Source organism: Chitinophaga chungangae (assembly GCF_017742215.1).
GTDB classification, from domain to species: Bacteria; Bacteroidota; Bacteroidia; order Chitinophagales; family Chitinophagaceae; genus Chitinophaga; species Chitinophaga chungangae.
In genome coordinates this window covers 826,716-849,767 of sequence record NZ_JAGHKP010000002.1, presented here as the reverse complement: position 1 = coordinate 849,767, position 23,052 = coordinate 826,716, and the positions used below count along the sequence as shown (strand labels likewise).

Genomic DNA, 23,052 nt, shown 5'->3' with positions numbered 1-23,052 from the left:
TCCTTTTAAAAACAACTATTGTTTTATTCTATTCAGGATCTCAATCCTGGAAATACAGCTTCAGATATTCATCTTCTTTTTTCCGCATCAGTTCTTCTTCCTTTTTTGATTTGTCTTTGTAACCGCACAAGTGCAAGGCGCCATGAAAAATAACCCGGTGCAATTCGTAGTTTTCCGTCACTTCGTACTTCTCCGCATTTTCCTTTACCCGGTCGATACTGATATAAATCTCTCCCTCGGTTACCTCCGGATCATCCGAAAGCTCAAAAGTAACAATGTCGGTATAGGTATCGTGTTTCAGAAATTCCTCGTTTATCTGCAGGAGGTAATCGTCTGTACAGAAAACATACCGGAGATTGGAAAGGCCTTGTTCTTCTTTCGTGAATAACTCCTGGATGAACTCTTTTAATTTCGTGCGGTGTTTGAGGCCCACCTTTACTTCGTGAGCGGAAAAATGTACTGCCATAGTGTAAAATTATAGTGAAAAATCCGTTCCGGGGCGGTCATTTTTTGGATATTGCCCTTTGTGCAATACCTTTGCGCTGTAATAGCTGGGGCCTTGGTCACAGATCGGTTTTAACTCGCTCAACAAATATTTATGATTAAACTCTCGTCTCTAACAATTGGCAGAAGTGCGGTAATCCGGGAATTTGAAAAAAGCGACATTCATATAAAGCTCATGGAGATGGGATGTGTGCCTGGCGAAACCATCAAGGTAGAAAAGATCGCTCCTTTGGGAGATCCTATCTGCATTATCGTAGCTGGTTATAATCTTTCACTGCGTAAAACGGAAGCAGATCATATCTGGGTGGAAGAAATAGCAGTGTAATCACTGAAGGATATTTTTTGAAAAGGCTGTTCTGATGGAGCAGCCTTTTTTTATTTGGGATGGGGGGATGGGAGAGGCTAATACTTCAGTCAAATAAAAACCGAGATCCAAAAAAATTCAACCTCACTTTTCAGGTACTGTCTTCACAGGCATTAATAAAAAAAAGCAACATTATCACTTGGAGTAATCCTAAACTTTTCGGCAGTATTTAACATCTTCTCTATTATCCAAACATCCTGACAAGACGTTATAAAATTCCCAGCTCTAAAAAAGTAACACGAGTTCATTTCGCCATCGAAAAAGAAAGAAGGAGGGAAGAACGTAGAATACACTCATCCAAATGAAAAACAAAAAGCCCGTTTCGATATTTCCCGAACTAAGACTTTCCCGCGACCAGATTCCTCAACTACATCCACAAACAAAAATTCAAAGAATACCTCAACATCTCAAAAGGAAAATCCACCTGCAGGAAAATATCTTTCCAAAACAAATTTCAGTTAATAACTCCACCTCCTGTTTCCTCGGAAAAGTCCCCATTATTCAACCATCAAAAATTCTTTCAAAAAGTAATACGTTAAAACCAAAGACAACATTCCACTCAAACGAAAAATCACAACCAAACTTTCTAAAATCAATAAAGATCTGATTTACTCAAAATCATCGCAAAAAAGACATCATTTCACAAACCACGATTTCCAAAATAATAATCACCAGCAAACCTGAATTACATCTATCTCAAATCCTCCACAATTACCCGTCGTAGAAATTGGAGCCGAAAATGCAAAAGGTTAAATCAATCAAACTCCAAAATTTCCAGCTATAAAACCGCCAAAACAAACTTCATAATATATATTATGAATGCAATCAATCTAATACATAGAAAATAATATCATAAACAAATAAAAGAGCATAAAAAAACCGCCCTCAAAGAGGACGGTTCTAAAATTATTTCCAGCAAAAATCAGAGCCCTGCCTTCGCACTGATATCCAGCATCCGGTCGATCGGTTTCTTCGCCGCAATACGCAGCTCCTCATCCATCGTGATCTCCGGCTCCTCGTATTCCATGCACAAGTACAATTTCTCCAGCGTGTTCAGTTTCATATGCGGACAATCATTACATGCACACGCATTGTTCGGCGGCGCAGGGATGAACGTTTTGCCCGGGTTCTCCTTCTGCATCTGGTGCAGAATGCCTGTTTCCGTTACCACGATATACTCCTGCGCGGAATCACGCTGCGTGAATTTCAGCAGTCCCGTCGTAGAACCAATGAAGTCCGCCACCTGCAACACCGCCGCTTCACATTCCGGGTGCGCGATGATCTTCGCATCCGGGTGACGTACCTTCAGCTTCGTGATCTTTTCCAGGCTGAAAATTTCATGCACCATGCAGGCCCCGTTCCATAACACCATATCACGACCCGTTTTTTTGATCAGGTAAGACCCCAGGTTGCGGTCCGGCGCGAAAATGATCGGCTGGTCCTTCGGAACGCTTTCGATGATTTTTTCGGCATTAGAGCTCGTGCAAATGATATCCGAGAGCGCTTTGATACCCGCGGAACAATTGATATAAGATATTACGATGTGATCAGGATATTTCTCGCGGAATTTGGCGAACAGTTCGGGCGGCGCACTGTCTGCCAGCGAACAGCCCGCTTTCAGATCGGGCAGCAGCACTTTTTTCTGGGGGCTGAGGATCTTCGCGGTTTCAGCCATAAAATGCACGCCGGCGAACACGATAATGTCGGCGTCGGTTTTCGCAGCCTGCTGGCTGAGCCCCAGGCTGTCTCCAATATAATCCGCCACGTCCTGGATATCCGGCTCCTGGTAATAATGCGCGAGAATGATCGCGTTTTTTTCTTTTTTGAGCCTTTCAATTTCCGCGAACAGGTCTAGCTTCACGTCTACCTCCATATCCAGGAAACCTTTTTTCTGCAAATTTTTTTTTGCTTCCGTTAACGCCATAAACATAACTATAGATTTAACTTTCTTTTTAAAAAGAAGAAAAAGCCCACTACTATTAGGGGTGTGAATTTGGGGGAAACTCGTTTTTCCCTCCTGATACAAATGTAGTTGTTATTATTTTTTTAGCCGCTATCCACATCAAATTAACACCGGTTTTTCGCGTCGCTATTGAATTTCATAGCTTTTATCCACAGTGTGAACGGGCAAAAACCTGAACAACTTTTCCGGGTTGTGTATATTAAGAAAATGTTAAAACATGAGGGTTATCTACTTTCAAAATTCACCGACCAACCCGGCGCATAAAAACAAATTTAGTTTTACCTCCGCCGGAATAGCCGTTTTCCCATAAAAAACAACGTTAGCCCCATGGTTATTCACAGAACTTGTGGAAAAAAAGCCACCTTTTGCTGAAACAGCAACACAACAAAAATTTTCTGTTTTTACGTCGAACTATTCACAAATTGTTGTGGATTATATCAGTTATATGTTTATTTTGTGAATAACCGCAATGAATTTTTTTGGCCAACGACGGCTTGAAATAACCCATGAGCGGGGGAATCAACCAATTTTAAACAACCAATACCTGTGTATTAAAAATGATGAATATGTGGAAAAGGTGTGAATGAAGCTGAAAAACCGCCCCTCCCGGCACCGCTCAAACCCTTTGCTGTATTGGCTTTCGGCTCAAAAAAAGCTATTTTGCAGTTCCAACTAAATTATTCTATTTTTGCTACCTCTAAAATTTAGACTATATATTATATGTCAGTTATTCAGAAAATCAGGGACAAATACGCCGTTTTGATCATTGTATTGATCTGTGTGGCTATTGTGAGCTTTTTGTTACAGGACGTTTTCTTCGGAAGAAATTCCATGTTCGGCCAGTCCAATGTTGTGGGCAAAGTAAACGGCGTTGAACTTGAAACCGCGGAATACCAGAACCGCATCGAGAACGCACAGCGTATCGCCCAGCAGAACATGGGCGGCCTTTCGCTCGGCGACGAAGATATCCAGCGTATCCGCGAACAGGCATGGGACGGTTTTCTGCAGGAACAGATCATGAGCGGCCAGTTTGAAAAACTCGGCATCGAAGTGACCGAAACAGAACTGGTGGATATCGTAAGGAGCAAAACCCCGCACCCCGTGATGATGCGTTATTTCGTGAATCCCGAAACCGGCCAGTACGATCCTACGCTGATCGACCGTGTAAGGGAAAACGCCCGCCAGGACCAGACTGGCCAGATGACCGCACAGCTGGAAATGCTCGACCGCGAACTGCACGACTACCAGGCGAGGAATAAATATATCACCCTGATCAACCAGGCTATCAACTATCCCAAATGGATGGCAGACATGCAGCAGGCCGATAACGCGAAAACCGCTACTATCAGCTATGTGCACGTTCCTTATGTTACGATTGCAGACAGCACGGTGAAAGTAACCGACGCCGAGCTCAATAAATATATACAGGACCACAAAGCTTCTTTCCAGGTGGAAGAAAGCCGCAGGATCGAATACCTCTCTTTTGATGTAATTCCTTCCGCCGCCGATACCGCCGCCGCACTCGCGGACCTGGTGAAACTGAAAGAAGAGCTGGACACTACTTCCGATCCCGCCAGCTTTACCAAATTGAACTCCGAACTTGGCTTCGACGATATTTTTCTTTCCCGCAACGCCATCCAGGTGCCGGAAAAAGATTCCATCGTAGACCTGCCGGTGGGCGGCATGTACGGTCCTTACCGCGACGGCAACGCAATCGTGTTCGCAAAAATGCTCGCGCGCAAAATCCAGGCAGACACCCTGAAGTTCTCACATATATTTATACCGCTGCAGTCAGCCAACGGCGATTCCATCGCTAAAAAAACAGCTGACAGCCTCGAAGCCGTGATCCGCGGCGGTGGCGACATTGCCGCCCTGGCTACCGTGTTCTCGCAAGACCCGTACTCCAAACAGAACGGCGGCGAATACACACTGGCCGGCCTCGCCCGCGTGCCCAACGAATTCGCTCCCGTAAAAGAAGCGGCGTATGAAGGTTCCGTTGGACAGGTGAAAGTGATCAAACTGCCGAACCTCGGTTACTCCGTGATGAAAATCACCGCCCAGATCAACCCCGGTCCCGCAGTGAAAGTAGCGTACCTCGCCAAACGCGTAGACGCCAGCTCCGCCACCAGCACCGAAGCGCTTTCAGCCGCGAACGAGTTCGCTTCCAAAAACCGCGACCGTAAATCTTTCGATAAATCCATCCAGGAACAAGGCCTGAACAAAAGACTGGCTAACAACATCCGCCCGATGGACTACGTACTGCCCGGCCTCGGCAGCGCCCGCGATATCGTGTCCTGGGCTTACGATGCGGATGTGAACGACATCAGCCCCGTATTCACCCTCGAAGATAAATTCGTGATCGCTGTAATGACCGGCGCCCGCGAAGAAGGCACCGCACCGCTGGAAGACGTTCGCCCGCAGGTGGAAGCTGAAGTGAGGAAAAACAAAAAAGCCGACCAGATCATCGCGAAGATGAACAATCCCGCCACGATCGAAGCAGCCGCTACCGCTACCAACCAACCGGTGCTTACCGCCGATGGCGTAAGTTTCGCTTCTCCGTTCGTAGCCGCGCTCGGTCCCGAACCGCGCATCGCCGGCGCCGCTTTCAACAAAGCATGGGGTACCGCGAAATCTTCTTCCCCCATCCAGGGCCTCAGCGGCGTGTATGTGATCAAAGTGAACAACTATGTAGACGCGGAGCAACCCGCCGCTTACGATTACGCCACCCAGCGCCTGGCGCAGGAGCGCGATACCCGTCAGATGGTGGACCAGCTGCTGTTCCCGCTGATCCTGAAAAAGAAAAGCAATATCAAAGACAACCGCGCCGAGATCTATCGCGGCAATTGATCTTTGAAAAAATATAGTCTGAAGGCCCCGGCATTCGCCGGGGCTTTTTTTATTGGTTCAACCGTTGTGAAAAACGTCTCCCGCTTACCGCAGGGAAGCGCCGAACCCCGGAAATCCGTAAATTTGCAGTATGGAAGAGATCGTAAATAAAGTGGCGCAAAGCGCGCTTACCACTATAGACCTGGAGAATTATTACCCGCAGGGGGAAATTGTGGTGTTCGACATGAAAAATCATCTTTTCATGGAACTGATCCTGAAAGAAAAAGATTTCCGTGCGGACCTGCAAAACCTCGACTGGGAACAATACCGCGATAAAAACGTAGCCATCACCTGCACGGCAGATGCCATCGTACCGTTGTGGGCGTACATGCTCGTTGCCAGTTACCTCGAGCCCGTTGCGAAATTTTATGCTTTTGGCGACGCGGAGTTTGTGCATAAAACCTTGTACATGAAAAACATCGCGGCGCTGGACCCCGAACAGTTCAGGGATCAGCGGATCGTGATAAAGGGTTGCGGAGATAAAACGGTGAGCGAGGTGGCTTACGTGGAAATCACCCGCGTACTGCGGCCCGTTGCGAAAAGCATTATGTACGGCGAACCTTGTTCCACCGTGCCGGTGTATAAGAAAAAATAATCCGGGAAATAATATTTGATTCCCCTGGAACGGTTTATCATGGCCGATTTCAGGGGAATTATTTTTTTAAAACCAGCCTCGTTTCCTGAAAACGATGATCATGCCCACGAACATAACGAGCATCACGCCGAGCACCACGAAATACCCGTTCGCCGTTTTCAGTTCGGGCATATGTTCGAAATTCATCCCGTAAATGCCGGTGATCACCGTGAGCGGCGCCATCAGCGTGGTTACAACGGCCAGCACTTTCATCACTTCATTTAATTTCTGGTTCATCTGCGCGTGATATAATTCCTGCAGGTTCATCACGAGGTCGCGGTAACTCTCGGCCATGTCTACCGCTTGCACGATATGATCGTACACATCCTTGAAATATTTTTCTGTGTTTTTTTCCAGCAGGAAGTTGTCTGATTTCAGCAGTCCGCTCAGCACCTCGCGCACGGGGAAAATAGCGCGTTTGAAAACGAGCATTTCCTTGCGGAGAAAATTGATGCGCGCCAGCGTGCGGTTGGTCGGCTGCCGCGGGATGATCTCTTCCAGCACTTCGATCCTTTCGCCGAGATTGTCCATCACCATAAAATAATTATCCACGATCACGTCGAGCAGGGAATAAAAGAGATAATCGGCGCCGGAAGCGCGCAGCTTGGTGCCGCCGGTGCGAAGGCGGTCGCGGATAGGATTGAATACGTCGCGGTCTGGATCGTCCTGGAAAGAGATGACCACGTTTTTCCCCAACACGATGCTGACCTGTTCCTCGTTGACGGTGGAGCTTTGCGGCTGGAAATACATCATGGGCAACAGGCAAAAAAGATTGTCGCCGATCTCGTCCATCTTGGCGCGCTGGCCTTCGCTGAGAATATCTTCCATCAGCAGGAAATGAACGTGGTAATTTTTACAGATGGCTTCCACTTCTTCACGCCTGATGCCGTCTACATTGATCCATTTGATGGAATCCGATTCGCGGAAACGAAAACAGTCGGAAACTTTTTCCATCACTTCTTCTTTCACGGTTTCCGCCGAATATTCGAAAACGGTGATGCGCACATGATCTACGGGTTTCCGGGAAGTGGTGGCCGTTACCGGGTTAAAGTTCATCAGCCGTTGCTTGCGTACCCTGAAAGGATTGATCGCGTCTGGGATCGGCAGCAGTGCGTGTTTAGCCATACCGGGGATTTTATGCTAAAGTATGATTTTACAGGGGATGAAAAAAGATCGGCCGCTGAAGTGAGTGACACAACGGCGGCCGGGCAGCGAAAAGAAGCCGGTAAAATCAATCCCCTTCTTCAAGCTCGAAGATCTCTTCCAGCGGCTTCCCGAATACCCGCGAAATTTTCAGGGCCAGAATGGTGGAAGGCACATATTTATTGGATTCGATGGTATTGATGGTTTGCCGTGAAACGCCCGTCAGCCGCGCCAGCTCGTCTTGCGTCAGGTTTTTGCGGGCACGTTCCACCTTAATGCTGTTTTTCATATGCGGACTTGTTGCGGTAAAGTAAAAAATGAAAACGGATAATGAAAATGAGCAGTACGGTGAACATGTTGTACACCATTACGGATAAAAAATCCAGCCCGAAAAATGACAGCGCTGCGAGGATCAGCAGCACGTAATTCACGATCACGGCCACTTGCAGCGATTCCAGCCGCAGCCGGCTGATGTATTCATCTTCCGTTTTTTCTTTGCTGAAAGATACCAGCAGCAATCCGCCCAGCAAGCCGATCAGCACGATCGTGCCCAGCCAGGGGAATTTGTTTTCAAGGTTCTCTGCCTTGAACGGCAGGTTGAAAATATCGCCGAGAATGTACGCATATACGGCGTACGTTAAAAACGGGACGGTAAGCGCCCAGCCGATCTTTTTGTAAAGGTGAGGCAAGAGATATTTTGGTTTCATGTAATCGGTTTTCATAAAGATAGGTTTATTTTACAAAATGTAAAATATTTTTTACATCATGACGTGTTTATTTGACAAAAAAATCCCGCCATTTGGCGGGATTTCCTATTATAAAAAGATGAAGATCAGAATTTAGGCAGCTCAATCTCCGGGGCTTTCCCGAGCGGCGCGCGTTCGAAAACATCGTTCATTTTGGCGTCGGCAGGCACAAAACCGGCCGTCCAAAGATAAAACATGCCGTTTTCGGAGCCGCCGCCGAAATCGAGACGGTCTTTGGCGCGGGCCGTTGCATCGTTGCTGAAACGCGCTTTCGTGAGCTCGATCCATTCGCCTTTACTGGTTTTTACCCAGTGATTGCCGTAATATCCTTTGCGGTATTGATAGCCGTTCTCAAAGCTGAAGTTTTCGAGGAAAGAATACAGATGGCCCATGTATTTGCCGTCTTTTGGCGCGCGGAAACTCGCGATCATTTTCCATTCCTTATGCTCGGGCACATAAAAATACGCCGTGTATTGCGTGGTAGTGCCCACGGGAACCGCATGCATGAGGAAACGGTAGGTTTCGCCCGCCTTCCAGTTGTACACCCAGTGACTGTGGCCGCCGGTGCCTTCGCCGCCGAAACCCTGCGCCACCACGCTGTCTCCTTTACCCAGCAGCGTTACCTGGTCTTCGTAGCGTACTTTCGAACGGTCGTCCGGCTCTTTGCCGGAATCCCATACGGAAAAAATGATCCTTCTTTCGGTGGGGCTGTTTACCTGCATACCGAAATAACCGCGGTGCCAGCCGCAGGACATAAAATAAGTGCCGAGTTTGTCCTGCCCTTCCGGCACTTTGATCTCGCCGTAAAACCATTCCACTTCGGCGCCTTCGGGCGCGGTGTAGTTGAGGTGCACGGAAGCGGAGCGCCGCCAGGGTTTGGGGTTGAACTGGATATCTTTTGTGGCCGCGCCTTCGAGCGTTACGCCTTTGATATCTGCATACACGCCGCCCTGTTTTTCCACGCCTTTCAGCGAAATGGTGTAAAATCCGGGTTGTTTCAGTTTGGTCTGCAATGCGGGAATAGCCGCAAAGTCTGCACCCGCGGGGATGTTCACGATCTTTTCCGTGCCGTTTATGCTTACACGCACTTTAGCCGGGGCGTCGCTTTTGGCTTGCAGGCCGATCTTAAGCGAACCGGTGCTGGCGGCATGGAAATAAAAATTAACGGCATTGGAACTGTCTTTCCAATTGGTAACGCCGCGCCGGCCGGAGATATCTACGCCTTCCTGTTCGGGAACGGCGTACGCGGTGAAGCCGGGCAGCACAACTTCCGAAGAAGCGGCAGGGGATTGGGCCCGCAGGGTATGGCCTGTTGCCAGCGCCGCCAGCAGCAGGAAAGAGTAGCTTATCTTATTCATGATTACAAATAAAATCGAGAGTTACCGCAGATGCAAGCGCGGCGGGTAAAAAGTGACAATTGGCTGAGACATCGGTTCATGGGGTGAGGATGTTGCAGTTGCACCAGTGAACGTAAATGAGGGAGAAGTTTTTAACGAGGCGGGCGATCTCGCGGTCTGCCAGGCCGGTGGCCGTATGTACGCCGAGAGATTTTACGACGCCGTTTTCTTCAAGACCGTAAAAGTAGCCGGTGGGCGTGTTGAGGGCAAAACCGTGTTTAACGAAACCCGGCCGGTCGTCGAGCGCAATGCTGCCAAGGGTGTGGGTTTTAAGAAGGGCCTTCAGTTCGAACAAAGGAATAAAAAGTTCCGCTGCGCCAATGTGGCGGCGGATATGAAGCCGATGAAAGGAACGGACGCCGTCGGTAAATTCGCGGCTGTGATTGATCCATACTTCCTTGATCTCATCCACCTCCTCGCCAACTGCACACAGTTTGCTGATGTTGATAAATTCTGCCTGCCGCCAATCGTTGCCGGAAAGGGTAAGGGTAAAATCCGGGTAAGTGGGCAAGTTGGTCATCGGAGGGCGTTCATCGGAAACGGTGGGAAGATAAAACCAGCTATCCATGGGTGAACACATCACTTTACCCGAATATATGACGAAATTTTGTTAAAAGAAAGCGGAGGGCACTGTTTTTAAAGGAGAATTAACAAGCGCGGAAAGGTTTTACCGTTTCTTTTTGTATTTGATCTTTACGTTCGCAACGCCCGCCTGCACCATGCCGAGCTTGCGCGCCGCTTTTTTGGACAGGTCGATGATGCGCCCGGAAACGAAGGGCCCGCGGTCGTTTACACGAACTTTTATGGTTTTGCCGTTGTCGAGGTTGGTTACTTTTACTTTGGTGCCGAAAGGAAGGGTTTGATGCGCGGCTGTCATCCGGTTTTGTTTGAAAGTCTCGCCGCTGGCGGTTTTCCGGCCCTGGAACTTGTCTGCGTAATAAGACGCTTTTCCGCTCTGCGTCACTTTGCGTGAACAGGAAGCGGTGAGCAGCAGCATCACCGCCAGAATTGGCATCAGGTTTTTTGTTGGTATCATAGCCTGTTTATAACTTCATTTGCATCACCGCGTCGTTCATAAAATAACCATTCCCGATATCGATATCTTCTTCCCCCACTTTCGTGAAACCGTACCGTTCGTAAAAACCGACTGCGTTATTCTGGCGGTTCACGTTCAATGAAAGGTATTCCATCCCGGCTTTCCTCGCAATGGCGGCCACTTCGCTCACAAGCGCCCGGCCCATGTTTTTGCCCTGCATATGCGGCAGCACGTATATTTTATGCAACTTTGATACCGGTTTGCCCCGGTAATTCAATTCGTAAGAAGCATAACCGCCAAACTCGCCGTCAGCCTGCGCCAGCAGGAACACATGGCCTTTGTTGCGCATCTGGTCGTGCAGCGATGTTTCGCTGTACATCATGTTCATCATGTAATCCAGCTGGTCTTTGGTGAGAATATCGCCAAACGTAACCGGCCACGTAATTTGCGCGATCCCGCGGATGATGTGGGTTTGTTCCGGCGTTGCCATGGAAATCGTAAGCATATAGTTTCGGATAAGGGTACGAGATTTGCAATTTACGCGATATCAACAATAGAACATCTTTTTTGTTATGTTTACAAAAAAACGCATGCGCCCTGTTTTGTGGGTTCTCCTGTGCTGCATTTCCTCCCCATCCAGGCACAGCAACTGAAACCCGGTTTCGATCCCCAGGAATATGTTGATGTGATGAGCCTTCCCGAACGGGGAGACAGCGCCAGCTTCAGTAAAAAACACCCTGAAAAATTTTCGCTCGTATACCTTTCCCCGGAAGTAGGATTTTTTAACCGGTTCGCGGTGTGGAAAAGAAACGACGGCGTGGGCGTGATCCGCATCCGCGGCACTATTCCGAAAGACGTGAGCTGGCTCGCTAATTTCTACGCCGCCATGATCCCCGCCAACGGCACGCTGCAGCTGAACGATTCCACCCACTGGGATTACAAACTGGCGGCCAACGACAGCACCGCGTATGTGCATGTGGGTTGGACGGTCGCGCTCGGTTTTATGGCACCTGATATCGTAAAACAAATCAAAGCCATGTATGCCGGAGGCGTGAAAGAATTTATCATCGTCGGCCACAGCCAGGGCGGCGCGATTGCTTTTCTCACGCGCTCGTACCTGCAATATTTGCCCGGCATGCCTTCAGACATTCGATACAAAACCTATTGCAGCGCCGCGCCCAAACCCGGCAACCTGTATTATGCGTACGATTTTGAAAGCATCACCGCCAACGGCTGGGCGTTCCGCATCGTGAACAGCGACGACTGGGTGCCGGAAACGCCGCTCTCCCTGCAAACCAAAGGAGACTTTAACAGGATCAATCCTTTTCTGAATGCGGACAAACAGATCAAACAGCAAAACCTGATCGTGCGGTGGTATGCGCGGGGCGTGTACAACAAAATGCAGCGGACTACCAACCGCTCTGTGCGCAGGTTTCAGAAGTACCTGGGAAGATTTATGTACAAGATCTCACACCGGCATCTGAAAGAAATGCAACAGCCGGCGTACGCTTTCAGCAATAATTACATGACTTGCGGCACGCCCGTCGTGTTGCTGGCGGATGCAGATTATCATCAGCATTTTCCTTTCGACGGCAAAAATGTTTTTGTGCATCATGCGCCGGAAGCCTATCTTTTTTTGCTGAAAAAACATTACAAATATTAAGGATTCACGCGGGTGAAAAGCCCGGGATAGTCCGTTACCAGGCCATCTTCGTCTACAGTGATCTCCGCTTTAAAATCTTTCGCCACGCCATCGAAGAGATATTTATTTTCTGAAAGACGGGTATAACATTGCGAAAGCGGTTTGATCTCGTTGTCGAAAACGTTGATGTAAAGCACCTGCAGTTCGCGTTTTTCGTTCAGCGGCAGGTTGAGGCGGCGGATGGGCAGGGTGTTGGTGAAAGGGGTGAGGGAAATATCGATGTCGGTGCATTCGAACCATTCGGGGCGCGGGTGGCCGCTTTGGGTCCACTTACCGTCAGGATCGCGCTGGATGGAGATCCAGGTGCAATCGCCCGAGCGCTCCACGGCCATTTCGAGGGCGGTTATTTCCCAGTTGCGGTCTGTAATAATATCGTAGGTAACGGAAAAAGGCGTGTCGTCTCCAAACCCGACAATGGACCCGTCGATCCGTATATCCGTTTCCGTGATCTCCACGTTGCAATACTCCATCATTTCGTAATGGAGCGCTTTCCAGACGATCTGTTTTTTCATCGTTCGTTATTGAAGGTATCGCCCTGGCGGATGTCGCCGGTCTCAAAACCTTTCTTGAACCAGTACATCCTTTGGGCGGAAGTTCCGTGTGTGAATGCGTCGGGCACCACGTATCCGCGCGACTGTTTCTGCAGGCGGTCGTCGCCGATGGCGTTGGCGGCGTTCAGCGCTTCTTCGATGTCGCCCGGCTCGATCACGTTTTGCAGTTTCGCGGTATGATGGGCCCAGAGGCCGGCGAGAAAATCGGCCTGCAGTTCGAGTTTCACGGAGAGTTTATTGTACTCCGCTTCGCTGAGGCGGCCGCGCTGTGCTTGTACTTTTTCGGAGATGCCGAGAAGGTTCTGCACATGGTGACCTACTTCATGCGCTACCACGTATGCCATGGCAAAATCTCCAGGGGCGTTGAGCTGGTTTTCCAGCTCGTTGTAAAAAGAAAGGTCGATGTACACCTGCTGATCTGCCGGGCAGTAGAACGGGCCGGATGCCGCGGATGCGCCGCCGCAGGCGGATTGCACCATCCCGGAGAACAGGATCAGTTTTGGTTCCACGTATTGCTGGTTCATCTGCGCGAACTCTTTGTTCCAGACATCCTCTGTTTCTTTCAGCACTACGCGCACCAGTGAATCGGCTTCCGCTTCGGCAGCCTGCTGTTCCGGCGAAAGTTGTTGTTGCGGGCCGGCTTGCTGTTGTTGCATGTCGAGCACCTGTGAGGGATCGCCGCCGAGGAAATAAATGATCACGGCGATCACGATGGCGCCGATGCCACCGCCTGCCACCAGGCCCCCGCGCGATGAACCGCGACGGTCTTCAACGTTACCGCTTTGGCGGCGTCCTTGCCAACGCATAGAGTTTCAATTTGGTTAGGAATATAAATTTAACAAATAAAAACAATATCAAATTCATGGCCGGCCGAAGGTTCAGGGAAAAATAAAGGCCGGGTAAAAACCCGGCCCGGCTGAAGGTTACAACAAAATCTAAACCTGCTTATGAGAAGACTTAAAAATCGGGTTACATAGACAAGAACATCAACGAATGGTCCTTGCTTTCCAATTGGGAACTGCCCATCAGAAACTCATCTACCTTTCTCGCACATTCGCGCCCCTCACTGATCGCCCATACCACCAGGGATTGCCCGCGACGCATGTCGCCCGCTGCAAATACCTTGGGGATGGAGGTTTGATAAGCTTTTTCAGTCGCTTTCACATTGCCGCGGTCGTCTGTTTCAACGCCGAGGTCTTCCAGCAGTCCTTTATATTGCGGGTGTAAGAAACCCATTGCCAGGAAAGCCAGTTCGCAGGGAACTTCTCTTTCCGAGCCAGGCACTTCGGTGAACCTTGCCGGTGCGCCGTTTTCGCCGAGCGACCATTGCAGGTCTACCAGCAGCAGCCCTTTCAGGTTGCCTTTGTCGTCGCCCACGAATTTTTTCGTTGCAATGGCCCATTTGCGGTCCGCGCCTTCTTCGTGGGAAGAAGAGGTTTTCAGCACCATCGGGTAAGTAGGCCAGGGCATCAGCTCCGTTCTTTCGCCCGGAGGTTTCGGCAACAGTTCCAGCTGCGTGACGCTGACCGCGCCATGGCGGTTGGAAGTGCCTACGCAATCCGAACCGGTGTCTCCACCGCCGATCACCACTACATTCTTTCCTTTTGCAAGAATGTCTTCACCGTCTACTTTTATGTTACTTACCCTTTTATTCTGTTGTTTCAGGAAGTCCATGGCGAAATGCACGCCTTTCAGTTCGCGGCCCGGAATGTTAAGGTCGCGGGGAATGGTGGAACCGCCCGCCAGCACTACGGCATTGTATTCGCGCAGCAGGTCGTTCACGCTCACGTTTACGCCTACGTTGGCGTTGCAGCGGAACTCGATGCCTTCTTCTTCCAGCAGCGATATCCTGCGCTCGATCACCCATTTTTCCAGCTTGAAATCCGGGATGCCATAGCGGAGAAGGCCGCCGGGCTTATCGTCTCTTTCAAACACGGTTACGTTGTGGCCGGCATAGTTCAGCTGTGCGGCGGCGGCCAGCCCAGCGGGGCCGGAACCGATCACGGCTACTTTTTTGCCGGTGCGCACGCGCGGTGTTTTGGCTTTTACCAGTCCTTTATCGAAAGCAACTTCAATAATATGTTTTTCGATCTCCTCGATGGCTACCGGCGGCTGGTTGATGCCCAGTACGCAGGCGCTTTCGCAGGGAGCCGGGCAAATACGACCGGTGAATTCGGGGAAGTTGTTGGTGGAAGTAAGCACGTCGTATGCTTCCTGCCAGTCTTTCCTGTAAACGGCATCGTTAAATTCCGGGATCACGTTGCCCAGCGGGCAACCGCTGTGGCAGAAGGGAACGCCGCAGTTCATGCAACGCGCCGCCTGTTCGTTGAGCTTCGGTTCGCTGAACCGCTCCACAAATTCATTGTAGTGCTTCACCCTTTGTTTGGGATCAGCTTTGCCGGGAAGCTCCCTTGTAAATTCCAGAAATCCTGTTGGTTTACCCATATCTGTCTCTGCTTGTCCGCTTTTAAAATTTGTTTGTTACGCTTTGCTCTTCACGCTTTTCGTGGCCGCTGCCTTGAGGGCCGCCTTGTATTCTTTCGGGAACACTTTCACGAAGTGGCGCAGCTGGTTCTCCCAGTCTTTCAGGATGAACTTGGCCACCGTACTGTTGGTATAAGCGTGGTGTTTGGTGATCAGGTCCTGGAGAATGGCCGCGTCTTCTTCGCCCACAGGGTCCAGGTCGATCATATCCAGGTTGCACTGCGCCGCAAAGGTATTTTTCACATCGTACACGAAAGCGATACCGCCGCTCATGCCCGCACCGAAGTTGCGGCCCGTTTCGCCGAGGATCACGGCTTTGCCGCCGGTCATGTATTCGCAGCCGTGGTCGCCGGTGCCTTCCACTACCACCGTTGCGCCGGAGTTGCGTACGCAGAAGCGTTCGCCGGCTTTACCGCGGATGTACGCCTCGCCGGATGTTGCGCCGTACAGCGCCACATTGCCCGCGATGATGTTCTCTTCCGCTTTGAAGCCCGCTTCGGTAGACGGGTAAAGGATCAGCTTGGCGCCGGAAAGGCCCTTGCCGAAGTAGTCGTTCGCTTCGCCTTCCAGCTCGAGCGTTACGCCTTTGGTGTTGAACGCGCCGAAGCTCTGGCCGGCGGAACCGGTGAATTTATTGTGAATGGTGTCTTCCGGTAACCCTTCGCTTTTGTAACGTTTGGAAATTTCGTTGGAAAGAATGGTGCCAATGGTACGGTCCGTATTTTTCACCTTGTAAGTACCATACACGCGGGTTTTATTGTCCAGCGCGGGTTTAGCGGCTTTCAGCAGCTGCCAGTCGAGCACTTCCGCCAGGCCATGGTCCTGTTCTTCCTGTTTGTACAGGCCGGTTTCGTCAGAAGCCGGTTCGCGGTACAGTACGGGAGAAAGGTCGAGGCGTTTGTATTTCCAGTGAGTAATGTTCTCGCGTACTTTCAGCACGTCTACCTGTCCCACCATTTCTTCCACGGTGCGGAAGCCCAGTTCGGCCATGATCTCGCGGAACTCGGCGACCAGGAAGCGGAAGAAGTTCACTACGGCATCGGCCGAACCGTTGAAGCGTTTGCGCAGATCGGGATCTTGCGTGGCAACGCCCACGGGGCAGGTGTTGAGGTGACATTTGCGCATCATGATGCAGCCTTCCACTACGAGAGCGGCAGTGGCTACGCCCCATTCTTCGGCGCCCAGCAGCGTGGCGATCGCAATGTCGCGGCCGGTTTTCAGCTGACCGTCGGTTTGCAGCGTTACGCGGCTGCGGAGTTTGTTTCGAACGAGCGTTTGGTGCGTTTCAGCCAGGCCAAGCTCCCAGGGCAAACCAGCGTGTTTGATGGAGCTGATGGGAGATGCGCCCGTACCGCCGTCGTGCCCTGAAACCAGGATCACATCGGCATGCGCTTTGGCAACGCCCGCGGCAATGGTGCCCACGCCGGCTTTCGATACCAGCTTCACGCTGATGCGCGCGGCGCGGTTGGCGTTTTTCAGGTCAAAGATCAGCTGGGCCAGATCTTCGATGGAATAAATATCGTGGTGCGGCGGCGGCGATATCAAACCTACGCCGGGCGTAGCATGACGAACCTTGCCGATCCAATCGTCTACCTTGTGGCCGGGCAGCTGGCCGCCCTCGCCGGGTTTGGCGCCCTGCGCCATTTTAATCTGCAGCTCGTCCGCATTGGTCAGGTAGTAGCTGGTTACCCCGAAGCGGGCGGATGCTACCTGTTTGATGGCGGAGCGCATGGAATCGCCGTTGGACAATAACTCATACCGCATTTCGTCTTCGCCGCCCTCGCCGGTATTGCTTTTCGCGCCGATGCGGTTCATGGCTACGGCCAGCGTGGAGTGGGCTTCGTGGCTGATGGAGCCGAAGCTCATCGCGCCGGTGGCGAAACGTTTCAGGATGCTTTCAGCGGATTCCACTTCTTCGATCGGCACCGGGTTGCGGTTGCGTTTGAAGGTGAACTGGCTGCGCAGCGTGGCTGCTTTTTCGCTCTGGTCGTTTACGGCTTTTGAATATTTTTTGAAAATGCCGTAATCGTTCATGCGGGTGGAATACTGCAGCAGGTGAATGGTAGTGGGGTTGAAAAGGTGGAATTCACCTTTGCGTTTCCACTGGTATACGCCGCCAGTGCTGAGGCGCTGTACCGGCGTTTCTTTCCGGCCATAACCTGTCCAGTGTTTGGCGAGCGTTTCCTGTGCGATCTCATCGAGGCCCATGCCCTGTATGCGGGAAACGGCGCCGGTGAAATATTTGTCTACCACGGATTTGTTGATGCCGAGTATTTCAAAGATCTGCGCGCCCTGGTAAGATTGCAGGGTGGAGATGCCCATCTTGGAGAACACTTTAAAGAGCCCTTCGCAGATGGCTTTGATATAGTTCTTTTTCAGTTTGTCTACGTCCAGGTCCGTTTGCAGCTTGCCTCTCAGGCGCATGTCGCGGATGGTGCTGAGCGCCAGGTACGGGTTGATGGCGGTGGCGCCGAAACCCAGCAGGCACGCGAAGTGATGCACTTCCAAAACATCGCCCGCTTCCACTACCAGGCCAACCTGCCCGCGGTAACCCTTGCGGATGAGGTGGTGGTGTACGGCTGAAAGCGCCAGCAGGGAAGGAATAGCGGCGTGCTCGGAATCGATCGCCCTGTCTGACAGGATGATCACCTCGAAACCGTCTTCCACTGCGTCTACCGCGTAACGGCAAAGGCGCGCGAGGCCTTTTTCGAGAGAGCCGGGCTTACCGTCTGCCTTGAAATAAGTATGTAAAGTTTTAGCCTGGAAGATGCCGGTATCGATGCTGCGGATCTTTTCCAGCTCGTAATTGGTCAGGATCGGGTGCGGCAGTGCCACGCTGTGGCAGTGCAGCGGATCTTCGTCGAGCAGGTTGCCGTTGTTGCCCAGGAAAGTGGCCAGGCTCATCACCAGTCTTTCCCTGATCGGGTCGATCGGCGGATTGGTTACCTGCGCGAACAGTTGTTTGAAATAGTTGCCCAGGTGTTGCGGCTGATCGCTGAGAATGGCCAGGGGAACGTCTGTGCCCATGGAACCGATCGGCTCTTTACCATCTATCGCCATCGGCGCGATGATCGTTTCCAGGTCTTCGGTGGAATAACCGAAAGCGCGCTGGTATTTAAAGATCTGCTCCTGCTCGAGGTGCGTGAAAGTCACACGCGGCTCGGGCAGTTCGTCGAGACGGATCTTATATTTATTCAGCCACTCGGCGTAAGGCTGCTGGGAGCAAATGCCCTGCTTCAGCTCTTCGTCGCCGATAATGCGGCCCTGTTCCATATCCACCACGAACATTTTGCCCGGCTGGAGACGGCCTTTTTCTTTTACATTTTTAGGATCGATGGGCAATACGCCGGCTTCGGAAGCCATGATCACCCGGTCGTCTTTCGTTACCACGAAGCGGGAAGGGCGAAGGCCGTTCCTGTCCAGCGTAGCGCCGATCAGCTTACCATCCGTGAAAGAGATGGAAGCGGGGCCGTCCCAGGGCTCCATGAGGGAAGCGTGGTATTCGTAGAATGCTTTTTTCACGGGGTCCATCGCATCGTTGCCATCCCATGCTTCGGGGATCAGCATCATCATTACATGCGGGAGGGAACGGCCGGTGAGGTTCAGCAGTTCGATCACGTTGTCGAGGCAGGCGGAATCAGACTGGCCTTCGTCTACGATCGGCGACAGCATTTCCATTTCCTCGGGCGTGAAATATTTGGTCACGAAGCTGGTTTCGCCTGCGCGCAGCCAGTTCAGGTTGCCTTTCAGCGTGTTGATCTCGCCGTTGTGGGCGATGTAACGGAACGGATGCGCGAGCTTCCAGCTGGGGAAGGTGTTGGTGGCGAAACGGCTGTGGATAAGACCGAAGGCGGATACCATGCGCTCGTCGCGGAGGTCGGTATAATAATGACCTACCTGGTAAGTGGTGAGCTGTCCTTTATAAACGATCGTTTTGCTGGACAGCGATGCGAAATAAATTTCGGCTTTATCTTTCGGGATGGAATTGCGAACGGTTTTGGTAATATAATTACGCAGTACGAACAATTTGCGCTCGAACTCTTCCGGATCGGAGATCTGGTAAGGACAAGCGATGAACAGCTGTTCGATTTCCGGCTCTACGGACAAAGCGGTTTCGCCGATGCCATCCGGGCGAACGGGCACTTTACGGTAACCGAGAATTTCGAGGCCCAGTTTTTCCGCGCAGCGTTGTATGATCTCGCGGCACTCTTCGCGCCAGCGGGGCTCTTTCGGGAAGAACACCATTCCCACGCCGTATTTACCGGTTTCGGGAAGGCGGATACCTAATTTCAGACATTCCGCATACAGAAATTCATGCGGCATCTGGATGAGAATGCCGGCCCCATCACCGGTAGTACGTTCACAGCCGCACGCACCGCGGTGCTCCATGTTTTCCAACATGGTCAGCGCGTCACGGATAATCTGGTGCGACTTCCTACCTTTAATATGGGCGGTAAAGCCCGTACCGCACGCATCATGTTCAAACTCCGCACGATACAAACCCAACTCTTGGCTCACTTTTTCCATTGGCTTTCTAATTTTTCCTTTTTATCAGATACACTCCTCCCGCAGGCGTTTATGCCCCAGGCTTAGGTACCGTAATTGCTTTGGGAACGGTTTAAAGATACTAAGAGAATGCGGTATTTTTTACAGAAAGTTCTATTAAAGGGCCAAAATTTAGAAAAATTTAAAAATGGCCGTTCTTTCATTTGAAAAAAACAAAAATTGAACCCCGCCCGAAGCCCCCTCGGGACGAAAAAAGCCGGGAGCAATTCCCGGCCGTGGTAATAAATTGTGTAAAACTCTCAGGCTCAGGGCTCGAACTCGAACCGGGTCCTGCCATTCACGATTTCTACCCGCAACGGATCGCTGATCATGCTTTCGTTTTGCATACGGTCAAGTGAAGTAACGAGATAAATATATGCCTGTCCTTTAATGTATGTTCTGTCCATATGCACCGGGTCCGGCATCTGCGGAACTATGGCGATGATCTTCGTCGGGTCGTTCACATTGACCACTTCCCCCTCCTTAAAACGGTACAGCACGTATTGTTTGGTTTCGTGGGAAGTATCATTGTCTGCCCAACGAACTTCAAGCCCTTCGGGCTTTTCGAAAGCGTCGATGAAATAAGGGGCGGCGGGGGCGGAGTTGTCTATCCATGGCATGGTGGGCCGCAAAGCCGGGTAATGGTACAGGTTGTTCCGCAAAGTGTCTTCAAACCCCAGCGGGTTGCCGTTGAAAGATTTGGAACTGAAAAACACGCTGCCCTGCACATTGGCCAGCGAACGGGCTGCGGTGATCTGGCGGCCCATTTCCCGCGGGTCTTTCCAGCCGGCCGTACTGCCGATGCGGTAAGGCGCGTGGCCGATGTAGATGTGGCGGCCGTATGCGTGCGCCGACCACCAGGTTACCAACGTTTCGTAAGGCGCCAGCCGGTGGCCGAACTCCCAGTAAAGCTGAGGGGTCAGGTAATCGATCCAGCCCAGGCGCTGCCATTTGGTAACGTCCGCATAAAGATCGTCGTAATTGGTAACGCCCGCGCGGGTGGCCGAGCCATCCGGGTCCTGGTCGCGGTTGCGCCAAACGCCGAAGGGGCTGATCCCGAATTTCACCCAGGGTTTCTCCGCTTTAATGGCGGTGCTCAGCATCTGGATAATGGTGTCTACGTTAAAACGGCGCCATTCGTCGAGGTAACGGCCATTGCCGTAGAGCCGGTAAGAATTGTTATCGGGGAAATTGCGGCCTGGAATGCGGTACGGGTAAAAATAATCGTCGAAATGAACGGCGTCGATGTCGTAGCGTTTCACTACATCGCGGATCACGTCCGTAAGAAAGCTGCGCACTTCGGGAATGCCCGGGTCGAAATATTTTATAGTGCCGTAGGTAACGAACCACTGCGGCCGCGTGCGGGTGATGTGATTGGCGGCTACGCTGCTGGAGCGGGTGTTGGCCACGGCGCGGTAGGGGTTGAACCAGGCGTGAAATTCCATGCCCCGTTTATGCGTTTCCGTGATCATGAATTCCAGCGGATCGTAGTACGGAATGGGCGGCTGGCCCTGTTTGCCCGTGAGGTATTCGCTCCAGGGCTCGTATGGCGACGGGTAAAAAGCATCGGCCGCAGGCCTTACCTGGAACACGACCGCGTTCATGCCATTGCGCTGATGCTGGTCCAGCAGGGCGATAAATTCCCGCCGCTGTTCATCCGGGCTAAGCCCTTTGCGCGAAGGCCAGTCTATGTTTTCGATCGTCGCGACCCACACGGCGCGCAGTTCCCGCTTGGGCGGCAGCTGTGCGTACGACTGCTGAACGAGGCTGAAAAAGAGTAATCCTGCCAGTAAGTACTTCACCATTTCCTGATACTTTAAAAACCGTAAACTGCGAAAATAGAATTCCAAAGCGAAATCCCCAATGGGATGAACAGCTTATGTTCAAAAGTAAGGCCAGTTGCAAAACAAATTTTCCCGGGAACAAACCGCACATGGAGTAACGAATAAAACCACCGTAAAAGATTTGTACTTTAACGGAACAGATTCCACGGATATGCACAGATTTTTCCTCACGATCGTCTTCGCCGCCCTTTGTTGCGAGGCCCCGGCGCAAACCGCCGAAAAAACCGCGCAGCAGTTCCTTCGCTCGCTCGACACCGCGCAGCGTTCCAAAACATTATTTTCCTGGGACGATGCCGAACGTTTCAACTGGCACTTTGTGCCCCGCGCCCGCAAAGGCCTGCCGCTGAAGGAAATGAACGAGGCCCAGCGCTCGGCCGCTTATGCCCTGCTCAAACGCTGCATGAGCAACGGCGGTTACGCCAAAGCCACGGCCATCGTGCAAATGGAATACGTGCTGCGGGCGCTGGAAGGCCGTGGCGAAAACGACGATTACCGCGACCCGGGCAAGTATTATTTCTCCGTATTCGGCGAGCCCGTGGCGGGAAAACCCTGGGGCTGGCGGGTGGAAGGGCATCATTTGTCGCTTAACTTTACCGCCGTGGAAAACAAGTGGATGACCGGCAGCCCGATGTTCCTCGGTTCCAACCCCGGCATTGTGCCGGATGGGCCGAAAAAAGGGCAGCAAATATTGAAGGAAGAAACGGCGATGGCGTTCGAATTGCTCCGCGGGCTGAACGAACAGCAGCGGAAAGAGGCCGTGGTGGCTGAAAAAGCCCCGGCAGACATCATCACCGGCAATAAAAGAAAAGCATGGCTGCAGGAACCTCCCGGCCTCGGTTTCCCCCAATTCAGCGCGGCGCAGCAAAAGCAGTTGAAAATGCTGGTGGCGGTGTATGTAGACCGTTACACCAAACTGATGGCGGACATCCTCTGGAAAGAAATTGCGGACGGAGGCTGGGAAAACGTGCATTTCGCCTGGGCGGGCGGCAACAGTTGGGGAACCGGTCATTATTACCGCATCCAGGGGCCATCGTTTATTATCGAATACGACAATACACAGAACAACGGCAACCATGTGCATACTACCTTCCGCGATTTAAAGAACGATTTTGGGGAAGATTTGCTGAAAGAACATTATGAAAGCGCACACAGCGCTAAAAACTGATGGTATTTTACCATTGTTCTATTTCGCTTCTCCTATACCTATTCTATATCTATCCTAAAATAATACAAGAAAAAACGATTCCAGGCCG

19 protein-coding genes are annotated in these 23,052 nt (G+C 51.4%); 5 read left to right on the top strand and 14 right to left on the bottom strand.

What is annotated here, in order from left to right; translation table 11 throughout:
- Positions 1 to 40: 40 nt before the first annotated feature.
- Positions 41 to 466, bottom strand: a complete 426-nt coding sequence (gene ybeY, locus J7I43_RS11600; protein ID WP_209145839.1) for an rRNA maturation RNase YbeY — start codon at positions 464 to 466, stop codon at positions 41 to 43.
- Positions 467 to 598: 132 nt separating this feature from the next.
- Here ybeY and J7I43_RS11595 point away from each other — a divergent pair, with 132 nt between their 5' ends.
- Positions 599 to 829 carry a FeoA family protein gene (locus tag J7I43_RS11595; protein WP_209145838.1) on the top strand — a complete coding sequence of 77 codons (231 nt, stop codon included), beginning with the start codon at positions 599 to 601 and terminating at the stop codon, positions 827 to 829.
- A 961-nt stretch (positions 830 to 1,790) separates the two neighbouring features.
- On the opposite strand, the gene nadA is transcribed toward J7I43_RS11595, so the two are convergent.
- Complete coding sequence (gene nadA, locus J7I43_RS11590; protein WP_209145837.1) at positions 1,791 to 2,798, bottom strand: quinolinate synthase NadA; 1,008 nt, start codon at positions 2,796 to 2,798, stop codon at positions 1,791 to 1,793.
- A 753-nt stretch (positions 2,799 to 3,551) separates the two neighbouring features.
- Here nadA and J7I43_RS11585 point away from each other — a divergent pair.
- Positions 3,552 to 5,678 carry a peptidylprolyl isomerase gene (locus J7I43_RS11585; RefSeq protein ID WP_262898701.1) on the top strand — a complete coding sequence of 709 codons (2,127 nt, stop codon included), beginning with the start codon at positions 3,552 to 3,554 and terminating at the stop codon, positions 5,676 to 5,678.
- A gap of 130 nt (positions 5,679 to 5,808) precedes the next feature.
- On the top strand, positions 5,809 to 6,312 hold the full coding sequence (locus J7I43_RS11580; RefSeq protein ID WP_209145835.1) for a DUF2480 family protein: 504 nt from the start codon (positions 5,809 to 5,811) through the stop codon (positions 6,310 to 6,312).
- A 66-nt stretch (positions 6,313 to 6,378) separates the two neighbouring features.
- On the opposite strand, the gene corA is transcribed toward J7I43_RS11580, so the two are convergent.
- From corA to J7I43_RS11545, 7 genes are all read right to left on the bottom strand, one after another.
- Positions 6,379 to 7,476 carry a magnesium/cobalt transporter CorA gene (gene corA, locus J7I43_RS11575; RefSeq protein ID WP_209145834.1) on the bottom strand — a complete coding sequence of 366 codons (1,098 nt, stop codon included), beginning with the start codon at positions 7,474 to 7,476 and terminating at the stop codon, positions 6,379 to 6,381.
- 106 nt (positions 7,477 to 7,582) lie between these two features.
- Positions 7,583 to 7,783, bottom strand: coding sequence for a helix-turn-helix transcriptional regulator (locus J7I43_RS11570; RefSeq protein WP_209145833.1), 201 nt, complete (start codon positions 7,781 to 7,783; stop codon positions 7,583 to 7,585).
- Complete coding sequence (locus J7I43_RS11565; RefSeq protein WP_209145832.1) at positions 7,767 to 8,216, bottom strand: hypothetical protein; 450 nt, start codon at positions 8,214 to 8,216, stop codon at positions 7,767 to 7,769. Before J7I43_RS11565 ends, J7I43_RS11570 begins: the two co-directional genes overlap by 17 nt.
- Positions 8,217 to 8,326: 110 nt before the next feature.
- Positions 8,327 to 9,598, bottom strand: coding sequence for a DUF3472 domain-containing protein (locus tag J7I43_RS11560; RefSeq protein WP_209145831.1), 1,272 nt, complete (start codon positions 9,596 to 9,598; stop codon positions 8,327 to 8,329).
- A gap of 76 nt (positions 9,599 to 9,674) precedes the next feature.
- The gene (locus J7I43_RS11555) at positions 9,675 to 10,205 is read right to left on the bottom strand and encodes a hypothetical protein (protein WP_209145830.1); all 531 of its coding nucleotides are present in this window, start codon (positions 10,203 to 10,205) and stop codon (positions 9,675 to 9,677) included.
- Positions 10,206 to 10,304: 99 nt separating this feature from the next.
- Positions 10,305 to 10,673, bottom strand: a complete 369-nt coding sequence (locus tag J7I43_RS11550; protein ID WP_209145829.1) for a septal ring lytic transglycosylase RlpA family protein — start codon at positions 10,671 to 10,673, stop codon at positions 10,305 to 10,307.
- A 7-nt stretch (positions 10,674 to 10,680) separates the two neighbouring features.
- Entirely contained in the window at positions 10,681 to 11,178 is a 498-nt protein-coding gene (locus tag J7I43_RS11545) for a GNAT family N-acetyltransferase (protein ID WP_209145828.1), read from the bottom strand.
- A gap of 111 nt (positions 11,179 to 11,289) precedes the next feature.
- Between J7I43_RS11545 and J7I43_RS11540 the strand changes: the two genes are divergently transcribed.
- Positions 11,290 to 12,336 carry a lipase family protein gene (locus tag J7I43_RS11540; RefSeq protein ID WP_209145827.1) on the top strand — a complete coding sequence of 349 codons (1,047 nt, stop codon included), beginning with the start codon at positions 11,290 to 11,292 and terminating at the stop codon, positions 12,334 to 12,336.
- Here J7I43_RS11540 and J7I43_RS11535 read toward each other — a convergent pair.
- The 5 genes from J7I43_RS11535 to J7I43_RS11515 form a co-directional block, all read right to left on the bottom strand.
- Positions 12,333 to 12,887, bottom strand: a complete 555-nt coding sequence (locus J7I43_RS11535; protein WP_209145826.1) for a putative glycolipid-binding domain-containing protein — start codon at positions 12,885 to 12,887, stop codon at positions 12,333 to 12,335. The two genes, J7I43_RS11540 and J7I43_RS11535, sit on opposite strands and share 4 nt — an antisense overlap.
- Entirely contained in the window at positions 12,884 to 13,732 is an 849-nt protein-coding gene (ypfJ, locus tag J7I43_RS11530) for a KPN_02809 family neutral zinc metallopeptidase (protein WP_209145825.1), read from the bottom strand. The genes J7I43_RS11535 and ypfJ overlap by 4 nt, the downstream gene beginning before the upstream one ends.
- Before the next feature lie 163 nt (positions 13,733 to 13,895).
- Positions 13,896 to 15,371, bottom strand: coding sequence for a glutamate synthase subunit beta (locus J7I43_RS11525; protein WP_209145824.1), 1,476 nt, complete (start codon positions 15,369 to 15,371; stop codon positions 13,896 to 13,898).
- Between the two features lie 36 nt (positions 15,372 to 15,407).
- On the bottom strand, positions 15,408 to 19,937 hold the full coding sequence (gene gltB, locus J7I43_RS11520) for a glutamate synthase large subunit (RefSeq protein ID WP_209145823.1): 4,530 nt from the start codon (positions 19,935 to 19,937) through the stop codon (positions 15,408 to 15,410).
- 284 nt (positions 19,938 to 20,221) lie between these two features.
- Positions 20,222 to 21,760 (bottom strand): glycoside hydrolase family 10 protein, encoded by a 1,539-nt coding sequence (locus J7I43_RS11515; protein WP_209145822.1) that lies wholly within the window; start codon positions 21,758 to 21,760, stop codon positions 20,222 to 20,224.
- Positions 21,761 to 21,950: 190 nt separating this feature from the next.
- Here J7I43_RS11515 and J7I43_RS11510 point away from each other — a divergent pair, with 190 nt between their 5' ends.
- Complete coding sequence (locus tag J7I43_RS11510; protein ID WP_209145821.1) at positions 21,951 to 22,964, top strand: DUF3500 domain-containing protein; 1,014 nt, start codon at positions 21,951 to 21,953, stop codon at positions 22,962 to 22,964.
- Positions 22,965 to 23,052: the final 88 nt, after the last annotated feature.